10 protein-coding genes are annotated in these 12200 nt (G+C 62.3%); all 10 read left to right on the top strand.

The annotated features are described in order from the left end of the window. The first annotated feature begins 91 nt into the window (after window positions 1–91). The 10 genes from ACSQ3L_RS16955 (at window position 92) to ACSQ3L_RS17000 (ending at window position 12138) form a co-directional block, all read left to right on the top strand. Window positions 92–355, top strand: coding sequence for a hypothetical protein (locus ACSQ3L_RS16955; RefSeq protein WP_056596396.1), 264 nt, complete (start codon window positions 92–94; stop codon window positions 353–355). Between the two features lie 206 nt (window positions 356–561). Further along, entirely contained in the window at window positions 562–1995 is a 1434-nt protein-coding gene (locus tag ACSQ3L_RS16960) for a UbiA family prenyltransferase (protein ID WP_436161001.1), read from the top strand. 2 nt (window positions 1996–1997) lie between these two features. Then, window positions 1998–3350, top strand: coding sequence for an FAD-binding oxidoreductase (locus ACSQ3L_RS16965; protein ID WP_436161002.1), 1353 nt, complete (start codon window positions 1998–2000; stop codon window positions 3348–3350). A gap of 124 nt (window positions 3351–3474) precedes the next feature. Further along, window positions 3475–3924: an EamA family transporter gene (locus ACSQ3L_RS16970; protein ID WP_436161003.1), complete on the top strand. Its 450-nt coding sequence runs from the start codon at window positions 3475–3477 to the stop codon at window positions 3922–3924. Then, window positions 3921–4928 (top strand): NAD-dependent epimerase/dehydratase family protein, encoded by a 1008-nt coding sequence (locus ACSQ3L_RS16975; protein WP_436161004.1) that lies wholly within the window; start codon window positions 3921–3923, stop codon window positions 4926–4928. Before ACSQ3L_RS16970 ends, ACSQ3L_RS16975 begins: the two co-directional genes overlap by 4 nt. A gap of 105 nt (window positions 4929–5033) precedes the next feature. After that, window positions 5034–6464, top strand: a complete 1431-nt coding sequence (locus ACSQ3L_RS16980; protein WP_436163466.1) for an aspartate aminotransferase family protein — start codon at window positions 5034–5036, stop codon at window positions 6462–6464. A gap of 21 nt (window positions 6465–6485) precedes the next feature. Further along, window positions 6486–7718, top strand: coding sequence for a hypothetical protein (locus ACSQ3L_RS16985; protein ID WP_436161005.1), 1233 nt, complete (start codon window positions 6486–6488; stop codon window positions 7716–7718). Continuing rightward, on the top strand, window positions 7715–8473 hold the full coding sequence (locus ACSQ3L_RS16990) for an FkbM family methyltransferase (RefSeq protein WP_436161006.1): 759 nt from the start codon (window positions 7715–7717) through the stop codon (window positions 8471–8473). Before ACSQ3L_RS16985 ends, ACSQ3L_RS16990 begins: the two co-directional genes overlap by 4 nt. Window positions 8474–8632: 159 nt before the next feature. Continuing rightward, entirely contained in the window at window positions 8633–11194 is a 2562-nt protein-coding gene (locus ACSQ3L_RS16995) for a GcvT family protein (RefSeq protein WP_436161007.1), read from the top strand. Window positions 11195–11289: 95 nt separating this feature from the next. Beyond that, window positions 11290–12138, top strand: coding sequence for a DUF1194 domain-containing protein (locus ACSQ3L_RS17000; protein WP_436161008.1), 849 nt, complete (start codon window positions 11290–11292; stop codon window positions 12136–12138). Window positions 12139–12200 lie beyond the last annotated feature (62 nt).

Consider the following 12200-nt stretch of genomic DNA (forward strand, 5'->3'; position numbering starts at 1 on the left):
GGTTCAGCTTCCATCTCATATAAGCTCCCATGCAAAGGCGAAAATGCCTTGCGAAATGCAACAGAGGCGGTGGGAACACCGGTATTGCAACATGTGGAAGTCTCTCGTCGCTGCCGTCGCCCTGGTCGCAGCCATCGGCTCGGCCCATGCCGCGAGCGCGGTCAACAAGGACGCCGAGACCCGCACGCTGGTCGTGACGGAGGGCGGCAGCAAAACCGACCTTGCGCTTGCCGGTGGCGAAACGGTTGAGTTTTGCCCGAATGGCTGCTTCGTCACCTTGCCGAACGGCGACCTCGAAGCGCTGACCGGTTCGGAAACCGTCGAAATCTCGGGCGGCGTCGCCCGCATCAAGTAATCGTGGCGGTGTAATTGGAAAGGCCGGGCATTTGCTCGGCCTTTTATCGTTTCCGGTAGCGGTTGTTTAACGATGACGCTGGAAATACCGCGACGGCAGCCGTCTACAACCGGACGTTTTAACGTTCGCTACGCCATCCCCCGCTATACCAGCCTCAAGACGCCGAAAAGCGGCGCGCAAATCTACGCGGGCAGGGCAAGACGGATATGGATGCGCGGTCGGACAGGAACGCAATACCGCTTGCGGTCGATCTCGACGGCACGCTGATCGCGACCGACCTGTTGTGGGAAGGGCTGTTCATCCTTCTCAAGAAGAACCCGCTCTATATCTTCCTTGTACCGTTCTGGGCCGCCGGCGGGCCGGCGCGGCTGAAGCAGGCAATCGCGCAGCGCATCGACATCGATCCGGCATCGCTGCCCTATCGCGAAATGTTGCTTTGCCGCCTTCGGACCGAGCACGCCGAGGGCCGTAAGATCGTGCTGGCGACCGGTACGCCGCGCAAATTCGCCGCCGCCATCGCTGCCCATCTCGGCATTTTCGACCAGGTGCTGGCCACCGATGGTCTCGCCAATCTAACCTCGGGCAGGAAGCGCGCCTCGCTGATCGCGGCCTATGGCGATGGCGGCTTCGACTATGCCGGCAACAGCCGCCATGACCTCCAGGTCTTCGATGCCGCGCGCAATGCGATTGTCGTCGCACCCGACCGCCATGCCGCGCGCTGGCAAGCGGCACATGGCGCCGAAACGATGCCGGTGCCGAAGCCGACTTTGCGGACCATCATCAAGATGCTGCGCGTCCATCAATGGCTGAAGAACTCGCTGATCGCCGTGCCGATGGTGCTCTCGCATGAATATTTCAACATCGACATGATCTGGCAATGCCTGCTGGCATTCGTCTCGTTCAGCGCGGTGGCCTCGGCCATCTACATCCTCAACGATTTTTTCGACCTCGCGCTCGACCGCAAGCACCTCACCAAGCGCAACAGGCCGTTTGCCAGCGGTGCGCTGTCGATCCCGTTCGGCCTTGGCGCGATCGCGGTGCTTCTGGCGATCGGCATCGGCACCGGGCTGTTCTTGTCGCCCGAATTCCTGGCCGTGCTCGGCGGCTACATGGTGGTCACGACGGCCTATTCGCTGTCGTTCAAGCGCATGCTGCTCGTCGACGTGCTGACGCTTGCCGGCCTCTACACGATCCGCGTTCTGGCCGGTGCGGCGGCGACCGGCGTCGATGTCTCGTTCTGGCTGCTTGCCTTCTCGATCTTCTTCTTCCTGTCGCTGGCGCTGGTGAAGCGCTTCGTTGAACTGCGCACTACGGCTATTCCGCCGGGCGAGCGCATCGCCGGCCGCGGCTATCGCACCGAAGATCAGGAGATCGTCGCTCAGGCCGGCATGGCTTCGGCCTTCTCCTCGGCGCTGGTGCTGGCGCTCTACATGGACAGTGTCGCGGTGCGCGAGCTTTATCCACATCCGTGGCTGATCTGGCCGCTGGCGCCGATCGTGCTTTATCTCACCATGCGCGTCTGGATCCTGGCACGCCGCAACGAGATGCATGACGATCCGGTCGTCTTCATCATCCGCGACTGGCGCAGCCAGATCGTGGTGCTGATCGGTGCGGTGATGCTGGTCATCGGGGGCTGGTAGACATGGCCACCGAGCGGTTCCCAAGCTTTGGCCTTGCCACACCGCCTGCGCCGCGCGCCATCGGTGCCGATGAGGCGATCGCGCTGCTGAAGGGCGGGCAGGCTAGGCCGGCGTCGCTGCTTGCCTATGGCAACGGCCGCTCCTACGGCGATTCCTGCCAGAACGAGGCCGGCGCGGTGGTCGACATGCGGTCGCTGAACCGGATCCGCGCCTTCAACGCCGAAACCGGTGTTCTCGAGGCGGATGCCGGCGTGCTGTTGTCCGACATCATCGCCCACGCTGCCCCTTACGGCTTCTTTCCGGCGGTCGTTCCAGGCACGCAATTCGTCACGCTTGGCGGCGCCATCGCCAATGACGTGCATGGCAAGAACCATCATCGGCGCGGCACCTTCGGCTGCCATGTCGAGACCTTCACGCTGCTCAGGTCCGACGGAAAGACCCATCGTTGCTCGGCATCAGTCAATGCGAGGCTGTTTGCGGCGACGATCGGCGGCATGGGGCTGACCGGACTCATCCTGTCGGCCTCGATCCGGCTGATGCGGGTGCATTCCCTCGACATCGTCGAAAGGACTGCGCCGTTTCGCGATCTCAGCGAGTTTTTCGAGCTGGCCGAGGCGGCCGATCAGGCCAATGAATATGCGGTCGCCTGGATCGACCAGCTTGCCGGCGGCCGCAACAGCGGCCGCGGGTTGTTGTTGTCAGGCAATCACGCTGAGCACGGTTCGCACGCCGCCTCGCGCGCCGGCGGTAATCTCTCGGTGCCGCTCCAGCCGCCGTTCAATGTGCTCAACCGGCCGTTCCTGACCGCCTTCAACGCCGCTTACAGGTGGAAGAAGGGCCGGTCGATGGAACCGCGCCAGGTCGGATATCAAGGCTTCTTCTTCCCACTTGACGGCGTGCGCGACTGGAACCGGCTCTACGGGCCAAAAGGGCTTTTCCAGCATCAGAGCGTGGTGCCGGAAGAGACGGCGCGCGAAGCTGTGCCGGCACTGCTGGCGGCTGCGAGGCAAGCCGGGCAGGGCTCGTTCCTCACCGTGCTGAAACGCTTCGGCTCCATCCGCTCGCCGGCGCTGCTGTCGTTCCCGCGTCCCGGCTACACGCTGACGCTGGATTTTCCCAACAAGGGCGCGACGACGCTGGCGCTACTGCGGGAACTCGACCGCATCACGGTCGAGGCTGGCGGCGCGGTCAATCCCTACAAGGACGCCCGCATGGGCGCCGACATCTTCGCTTCGTCCTTTCCCGAATGGCAGCGGCTGGAAGTGCTCCGCGATCCCGCCTTCACGTCGAGTTTCTGGGCGCGCACGGCGAAGAAACTGGATATGCGGCATGGCGCGGTAGAGGCGGCTGAATAGATAAAACTCGAGTAAGTCTTGGTTGCCGAATCGTTAAACAAACGATTCACTCAAAACATTCTTGCGGCTTCACGAAATGTTTGCCGGTCTGTAATAGGAAGCGTGAAGGGGTGGCTTGGAACACATGAAATACATCGTCTTCATTCTCTTTACCGTCATGACCAATGCTGCTGCACAGCTGATGCTGAAGCAAGGCATGATGTCGCTCGGGCCGATCTCGTTCGAGGGTGTCAATCCGCTCGTCAAGCTGTTGCAGATCGTCTTCAGCCCGTGGGTCTTCCTGGGCCTCTGCACCTTCGTCATCTCGATGGCCTCGCATCTCTATGTGCTGTCCAAGGTCGAACTTTCCTTCGCCTATCCGTTCCTCAGCCTCGCCTATGTCGCTGTCGCCATCTTCGCCTATTTCGTCTTCCGCGAGGATCTCAATGGCTGGCGCATCGCCGGCATCGCCTGCATCTGCGTCGGCACGGTGCTGATCGCGCAAAGTGGGCGGGATTTGGGCGAGCGGGGGCATGAGGACCAGACCGCTTCCATCACGCCCGACAAGATCCAGACAAACGAGACCGTTCGATGAGACATGTGATTTTCGGCGGCGACGGTTTCGTCGGCCGTCACCTTGCCCCGAAGCTTGTGGCCGATGGTGAAGAGATTGTCGTTGCCGACATCGTCAAAAGCGACCTGCCGCATTACCGCAACGTCCGCTTCATCCAATGCGACGTCACCGATCCGGCCTCGGTCGCCGCGGTTGGGCTGAAGGCCGACGACATGGTCTACAATCTGTCGGCAAAGATGCTGTCGCCGATCCAGGTGCGCGCCAAGCGGCATGATTTCTTCTTCCCGGTGAATTTCCACGGCACCGAGCACATCATGCAGGCCATGGACAGAGCCGGCGCGCCAAAGCTGGTCCACTACACGACCGACATGATCTACGGCCACACGGTCACGCAGCCGATGACCGAGGAGCACCCGGTCGCGCCGCTCGGCGAATATGGCTGGTCGAAACAGAAGACCGAGGAACTGGCCATCGAATGGCGCAAACGCGGCATGTCGATCTCGCTGTTTCGCCCGCGCCTGATCATCGGTCCCGGCCGGCTCGGCATTCTCGAAAAGCTGTTCAAGCTGATCGACTGGAATCTTCCCGTGCCGATGATCGGTTCGGGCAGGAACCCCTATCAGTTCATCTCGGTGTTCGATTGTGCGGAAGCGGCCCGCGCGGCCTGGAAGGCCGGCGTGCCCAACGAGGCCTATAATCTCGGTTCGCTCAATCCGCCGCCGGTAAAGAAATTGCTCGGCGACCTGATCAAGCATGCCGGCTCGAAATCGATCCTGGTTCCGACACCGGGCTGGGCGGTGAAGCGCACGCTCGACCTGCTCGACCTGATGAACATGCCGATCATGGATCCGGAGCAATATCTCATCGCTGACGAGGAGTGCGTGCTCGACGTGTCCAAGGCCGGGCGCCAGCTCGGTTGGGTGCCGCAATATCGCGACGAGGACATGCTGATCGCCGCCTACAGCGAGTACCGCGCCAAGAAGGCCGGTCCCGCAGTCGCCACCAAACATGTGCCCGCCGAATAGCGGGCTCGCCGAACAGCTTTCGTTGCGCACGATCGCGGTCGTGCGTGCAGACAGGAGATTGAAATGACCGTCATGGCCAAGCCCGAGCAGACCAATGCGCGCACCATGGTCAGCGCGCCGGCGCTGTCGCCCGTCACCATCGCCAAGCCCGACTTGATCAGCGTCGAGCAGGCCAAGGCGATGGATGTCGCTGAGATGACCGACCTGTTCAAGGCGCATCTCAACCCCGGTCAGCTGCATTTCATGAAGCTGCTCGGCTTCCACAAGATCAAGATCGAACGTGCCGAGGGCATGTTCTACATCGACCAGAACGGCCGCAAGATCCTCGATTTCTTCGGTGGCTTCGGTTCGCTGGCCTTCGGCCACAACCATCCGCGCATTCTCGAAGCACGCAAGAAATTCCAGGAGGAGAAGCGCCAGGAAATCGCCATCGCCTTCATGTCGCAATATGCGGCGGCCCTCGCGCACAACATCGCGAAATGCTCGCCCGGCGATCTCGACATGGTGTTTTTGGGCTCGTCCGGCTCGGAAGCCATGGAAGCGGCGGTGAAGCTTGCCGAGCGCGCCGCCGGCCCGAAGCGGCCGAAAATCGTCTATGCCGAGAATTCCTTCCACGGCAAGACCAAGGGCGTGCTCGGCATCACCGACGGCCAGCTCTACCGCGCCGACTTCAAGGTGGCGGACAATACGGTCCGCATCCCCTTTGCCGACATCGAAGCGGTCGAGCGGCTGTTCCGCTCCGACCCGGAGGTCGGCGTCATCGTGCTTGAAACCATCCAGGGCGGCGGCGGCATCATCCAGGCGCCGGCCGAGTACTGGCAGAAGCTGCGCGCGCTGTGCGACCAGTATGGCGTGCTGTGGGTCGCTGACGAAGTGCAGTGCGGCTACGGCCGTTCGGGCCGCTTCTATGCCTTCGAGCACTACGGCGTCATTCCCGATGTGACGGCGCTGGCCAAATCGCTCGGCGCCGGCAAGGCGGCGGTCGGCGCGATGATTGCCCGGCGCGAGGTTTATATGAAGGCCTATGGCACGCCGAAAACGGCGATGATCCATGCCATGGCGACCTTTGGCGGCATGGGCGAGGCCTGCGTCACCTCGATCGAGGGGCTCAACGTGCTCTATGACGAGGGGCTGATCGACAACGCCGCCGTCACCGGCGACTATTTGCTGCAGCGGCTACAGGCGCTCAGGGAAAAATACCCGAAGATCATCAACGATGTGCGCGGCAAGGGCTTTATGGTCGGCCTGGAGTTCCACGACTTCTCGCAGACCTTGCCGATGGTGCTGCGGCCGATCGTCAGCGTGCTCGACGACAAGCTGAAGGGCTCGCTGTCCGGCTTCGTTGGAGCGCTGCTTTTGCGCGACTACGATGTGCTTGTCGCCTTCACCGAATACAACCGCAATGTCATCCGGCTCGAGCCGCCGCTGATCTGCCAGCGCGAGCATGTCGACCGCTTCGTCGATGCCTTCGACAGCCTGCTGTCGCGCGGCATCGTGTCGATCGTGAAGGATTTCGTCAAAAGCCAGGTCCGTTAAGCGAATTCGCCGGGTACAACGATGCTGACCAAGTCGCCAGTTCCACAAAATCCACTCGACCGGCTCACCGAGGCCGGTCTGGCGTTGGGTGAGGGGACTTATGCGCGGCTGGCAGCACCGATCGGTGCAGCGGCCTTCGCGCTCTATATCCTTCTGACGGCGTTCACGGCATGGTGGATGCCCAACGCCAACTGGGACATGCTGCCCTATCTCGCCATAGCAGAGGAGGGGACCTACCCCGATGCGCAGGCGTTGCACGACTACGCCTACAACACGGTCAAATCAGGCGTTTCGGCCAGCGATTACAAGGCGTTGACCGATGACGGCGGCGGTTACCGCAGCCACATGACGGAGAATGCAGCCGACTTCCGTTCGCTGCTTGGCATGTACAGGATCAAGTTCCTCTATGCCGAGATCCTGTCGACGCTGAGCGCGGTGATGTCGCCGGTCGAGGCGATGCGGCTGGTCCAGGTGTTCTCCGTGCTGCTGTTCGGCGCGATCACGCTGATGTGGCTGCGTTCGGAAAAAGCATTGGCGCTGGCGCCGGTGGTCGGCGCGGTGCTGATCATGGCCGATTTCGGCGATGCGGCGCGCGCTTCGACGCCGGACCTGCTCACGTCAGCGCTGCTTCTTGGCGGGCTCTATGCCTTTGTCCGCAGCCGCGAGGCGGCAACGGCGCTTCTGCTCTTCCTTGCCTTTATGGTGCGGCCGGACAATATTGTTTTCCTTGCTGTTTTTGCTGCGCTGCTGGTCGCCTTCCGGCAGAAGTCATGGGGCGCGCTGGCCGGCTTTGCCGCGTCCTTTGTCGCCTATTTCGCCATTTCGCATTGGGCTCATCATCCTGGCTGGTGGCCGCATCTGTGGTTCTCCAGCATCGAGCAGCACTACAATATGGACGGGTTCGAACCGCCATTCTCGGCCGCCGCCTATCTCAGGGCGTTTGCCGCCTCGCTGCTGCGCGCCGTCAGCCTGAACAGCTGGGTCGGGGTGTCGGTGCTCGCACTGGCCGGCTGGTTTGCGATCGCCCGCGCCGGCTTCCGCCTCGATCGCCGCACGGGCATCCTGTTTGCGGCACTGGTGCTCGGCGCGCTGGCGAAGTTCACCGTCTTCCCGATCCACGACACGCGCATCTATTTCCCGCATTTGATCCCGCCATTCCTGCTGCTGGCGACGCCGTTCATGGCGTTGTGGGCGGCCGTGGCCCGCAGCCAGAATCGCGCCGCGTTGCACGCCATTTCCGGAGACAACTCATGAGTTCCATATCCAGCCTGGCGCGCATTGCCCTGTCGCTTGGTCTTCCCCGTGGAATTCTCGATCGTGGGCCATCATTGCGCGGCACGAAATTCCTGGCCAAAGCGGCGCTGAAGGCGCGCTTCGGTGGGGCAGGGCGGCCATTCCAGATGGTCAATGTCGGCGCCTGCGATGGCGCGCTGTTTGACGACGTGACGCCGTGGCTACATCGTATAGCTGGAGCACGCGCGATGCTGGTCGAGCCGATTCCGTACAATCAGAAACGGCTGCGCGCCAACTATCCCGACACGGACCGCTTCATCATAGAGCCGGTCGCCGTTACCAAGACCAAGGGCACGATCACCGTCCACACCTTCGATGCCGCAGCCCTCGAGGCAGGCACGCTGCCGATCGAGTTCATCGGTTGCTCGTCGGTCACCGACACCAATCTGATGTCGGGCAAGAATGCCTGGGGCGAGGCCGACGCCAATTTCAACAGGTTCGCGCCGCATCTCAGGGACATCGAGGTGCCGTCGGAAACGCTGCAGACGCTGCTCGACCGCAACGCCATCAGCCATATCGATGCCTTCCTCGTCGATTGCGAGGGCGCTGATTGGATCGTCTTCGAACAGCTCGACCTCAAGCGCTACCGCCCTGGCATGATCAAGGTCGAGGTCGGAGCGCTGCCGGCAGCCGAGATCGGTCAGGTCGTGGTCAAGCTGAAGACAGCGGGTTATCAGGTCGGCTTCCAGGCCGAGGACATCTGGGCCTTCGCCTGAGTTAGCTTCCACCCTGGCAAGCGAATCATCCAAGGCGCCGGACGGGAAGCATTCTGCCGTCTGGTCGCTTGGCTTTTTGCCAATGTCGCAAACAGGCTTCATCAGCGCCACCGCTCCGCCCTATAGTCCGCCCGCTTTATCACTTTGGAGTCGCGGGCAATGGCAGAGTTTCCGAAAAAGGCGAAGGTCGTCATCGTCGGCCTGGGCGGTATTGTCGGCGCATCGATCGCCCATCATCTGATCGAACGGGGATGGGACGACATTGTCGGCATCGACAAGTCGGGCATCCCGACCGATATCGGCTCGACTGCGCATGCCTCCGACTTCTGCTACACGACCAGCCATGACTTCCTGTCGTGCTGGACGACGCTCTATTCCATCGATTTCTACGAAAAGATGGGCCATTACGCGCGCATCGGCGGTCTCGAAGTCGCGCGCGTCGGCGACGATAGCCGCATGGAAGAGATCAAGCGCAAGATCGCCTCGGCAAAGGCGTTTGGCACACGCGCCCGGCTGGTCGAACCCGCCGAGATCAAGGAAAAATTCCCGCTCATCGAAGAAGCGATGGTGCAGGGCGGCCTGTGGGATCCCGATGCCGGTCTCGTCATTCCGCGCTCGCAGACGGTCGCCGGCAAGCTGGTCGACCAGGCGGAAGCGTCGGGCAAGCTCAAATCCTTCGCCAACACGTCGGCCAGGTCGCTCGTCGTCAAGGATGGCCGCATATCAGGGGTGGTCACCGATCGCGGCACCATCGAGGCCGACTATGTCGTCGTCTGTGCCGGCATTTGGGGCCGGCTGATCGCGGAGATGGTCGGCGAAGACCTGCCGGTCATGCCGATCGACCATCCGCTGACCTTCTTCGGCCCCTACAATGAGTTCGCCGGCACCGGCAAGGAGATCGGCTGGCCGCTCCTGCGCGACCAGGGCAACTCGGCCTATATGCGCGACACCGGCGATCCCAAGACCGCTGAAGGTGGGCAGATCGAGTGGGGTTACTACGAAGAGACCAATCCGCGCCTTTGCCATCCGCGCGACCTGTTGGAGAAGGATCAGGCGCGGCTTTCGCCTTCGCAGCGCGACCTCGACATGGAGCAGATCCTGGCGCCGCTCGAACGCGCCATGGAACTGACGCCGATCCTGGGCGAACTCGGCTATAACGAGAGCCATTCCTTCAACGGGCTTCTCCAGGTGACCGCCGATGGCGGCCCATCGATGGGCGAAAGCCAGAAGGTGCGGGGCCTGTGGTATGCTGTCGCCATCTGGGTCAAGGATGGCCCCGGCATGGGCAAGCTCATCGCCGACTGGATGACCGACGGCCGCACGGAAATCGACCATCACGCTATCGACTATGCGCGCTTCTACCCGCACCAGACGAAGGAGCAGTTCATCTGGGACCGCTGCACCGAGACGGCGATGAAGGTCTACAATCCGGCGGTGCACCCGCGCGAGCCGTTCTCCAAGGCCCGCAACATCAGGCGCTCGCCGTTCTGGGAACGCGAGAAGGAGCTTGGCGGCTATTTCATGGAGCTCGGCGGCTGGGAGCGCGCCCACGGCTATGCCGCCAACGAACATCTGCTGGAGAAATACGGAAACCGGGTGCCGGTGCGTGAGAACGAGTGGGACAACCGCCATTTCTGGCGCGTTTCCAATGCCGAACATCTGGCCATGAGCGAGGATTGCGGCATCGTCAACCTGTCGCATTTCGCCATGTACGACATCGAAGGCCCAGACCATGTCGCGCTGCTGGAATGGCTGTGCGCGGCCAAAATCGGCGGCGACAACAATATCGGCAAGGGCATCTACACCCACTTCCTCGACGAGGAAGGCATGGTTCGCGCGGACTTTACCGTCATTCGCATGGCCGATCGCTGCCGTCTGATCGACGGGGCGGACGCCGGCCCGCGCGATTTCCAGTATATGCGCCGCGCCGCGCAGGACAAAGGCTTCGATGTCACCATCACCGATGTGACCGAGAAATTCGTCACCATCGGCATCTGGGGTCCGAACGCCCGGGCGACCCTACAGAAAGTGGTCGAAAATCCCGATGGGCTCTCTGTTGAGAATTTCCCGTTCGCGGCGATCAAGCCGGTCCGGATCGGCGGCAAGGATGTCACCGCGTTCCGCATCTCCTATGTCGGCGAGCAGGGCTGGGAACTGCACATGCGCTACGAGGACGGTCTCGCCGTCTGGGACGCGCTGCGCTCGACCGGTGTCATGCCGTTCGGCGTCGAGACCTATGCCAACACGCGCCGCATGGAAAAGAGCCTGCGCCTGCAGAACGCTGACCTGTTGACCGAGTACAATCTGCTCGAAGCGGATCTCGCTCGCCCGAAGGTCAAGGAGAACGATTTTTGCGGCAAGGCCAGGCATGTCGAATACCGCGCCCGCGAACACCAACCGGCTATGCTGTGCACGCTGGTGATGACTGAGAATGTCGATTCGAAAGGCGTTGCCCGCTATCCGGTTGGCACGATGCCGGTGATGGATCCGAAGACCGGCGAAACGCTGGTCGACGAGCTCGGCCGCCGGTCCTTCACCACCTCGATGGCCTATGGCCCGACCATCGGCAAGAATATCGGCCTCGCCTATCTGCCATGGGCGTACGCCCAGGAGGGCCGCAAGCTCACGATCGAGTATTTCGGCGAGACATATCCGGTCGAAGTCGCGGCTGTCGGCTACAAACCGCTCTACGATCCGGAGAATTTGAAGCCGCGCAGCTGATCTTTGGGCCAGCGCAAGGGGCATGAAGACAAAAGCCCGGCCATCAGCTGGGCTTTTGTCTTTTTAAGCCGGCGGTTTTCGCTTAGTCTCGCGGAATGTCTGCTTTCTCAGGCGCAAGACATTTGCTTTCGGCCTGTGCCGCCTTCGCGCTGGCGCTTTGGTTGATGCCGGTGTCCCTCGCGGATGAGCCTGTCGATGTCGAGCTGGTGCTGGCTGTCGATGTTTCGCTGTCGATGTCGCCGGACGAACTCGAGATACAGCGTCACGGCTATGCGGCAGCGCTGACGCACGACAATGTGCTGCAGGCCATTGCCGACGGCGCCCACGGCAAGATCGCCGTCACCTATGTCGAATGGGCCGGCACCAGCTGGCAGCGCGTCATCGTGCCGTGGACGGTGATCGCCAGCCGCAGTGATGCGGAGCGCGTGGTTGCGCAATTGTCCGCCCAGCCGCCCAACAGCGCGCGGCGCACGTCAATCTCAGGCGCGCTGGCGTTCGGCAACGACCTGTTCGCCGAAAGCGGCTACCAGGGGACGAAGCGGGTCATCGACATTTCGGGCGACGGCCCCAACAACCAGGGCGCACCGGTCAACCTCACCCGCGACGAACTGATCAAGCAAGGCATCGTCATCAACGGCCTGCCGCTGATGACGCGAGGCGGATTTTCCGGTGCCTACGACGTCAACAATCTCGACCGCTACTACAGCGACTGCGTCATCGGTGGTCCTGGAGCCTTCATGATCCCGGTCAACGACTGGACGCAGTTTCCCGAAGCCATCCGCCGCAAGCTGGTGCTGGAACTCGCCGGTCCGGCCTCGCCGCAATGGGCGACGGAAGAAGCCGCGCATCCTCCGGTGGTGTTGGCGCAGGACAAGCCCGCCACCGACTGCCAGGTCGGCGAGAAAATGTGGCGCGACCGAAGTTGGATGTTCGACAGCCGCTAGGCTTGCGCCCCAGACACGAAGCATTGGCAAAATGGCCGGACCGCGCTATCCAGCAGGAGGGG

The sequence above is a fragment of the Mesorhizobium sp. LjRoot246 genome (assembly GCF_964254115.1).
Classification (GTDB): domain Bacteria; phylum Pseudomonadota; class Alphaproteobacteria; order Rhizobiales; family Rhizobiaceae; genus Mesorhizobium.

Coding starts and splice junctions, on each gene's coding strand:
- ACSQ3L_RS16955 (WP_056596396.1), top strand. CDS start 92: ATGTGGAAGTCTCTCGTCGCTGCCGTCGCCCTGGTCGCAGCCATCGGC.
- ACSQ3L_RS16960 (WP_436161001.1), top strand. CDS start 562: ATGGATGCGCGGTCGGACAGGAACGCAATACCGCTTGCGGTCGATCTC.
- ACSQ3L_RS16965 (WP_436161002.1), top strand. CDS start 1,998: ATGGCCACCGAGCGGTTCCCAAGCTTTGGCCTTGCCACACCGCCTGCG.
- ACSQ3L_RS16970 (WP_436161003.1), top strand. CDS start 3,475: ATGAAATACATCGTCTTCATTCTCTTTACCGTCATGACCAATGCTGCT.
- ACSQ3L_RS16975 (WP_436161004.1), top strand. CDS start 3,921: ATGAGACATGTGATTTTCGGCGGCGACGGTTTCGTCGGCCGTCACCTT.
- ACSQ3L_RS16980 (WP_436163466.1), top strand. CDS start 5,034: ATGGTCAGCGCGCCGGCGCTGTCGCCCGTCACCATCGCCAAGCCCGAC.
- ACSQ3L_RS16985 (WP_436161005.1), top strand. CDS start 6,486: ATGCTGACCAAGTCGCCAGTTCCACAAAATCCACTCGACCGGCTCACC.
- ACSQ3L_RS16990 (WP_436161006.1), top strand. CDS start 7,715: ATGAGTTCCATATCCAGCCTGGCGCGCATTGCCCTGTCGCTTGGTCTT.
- ACSQ3L_RS16995 (WP_436161007.1), top strand. CDS start 8,633: ATGGCAGAGTTTCCGAAAAAGGCGAAGGTCGTCATCGTCGGCCTGGGC.
- ACSQ3L_RS17000 (WP_436161008.1), top strand. CDS start 11,290: ATGTCTGCTTTCTCAGGCGCAAGACATTTGCTTTCGGCCTGTGCCGCC.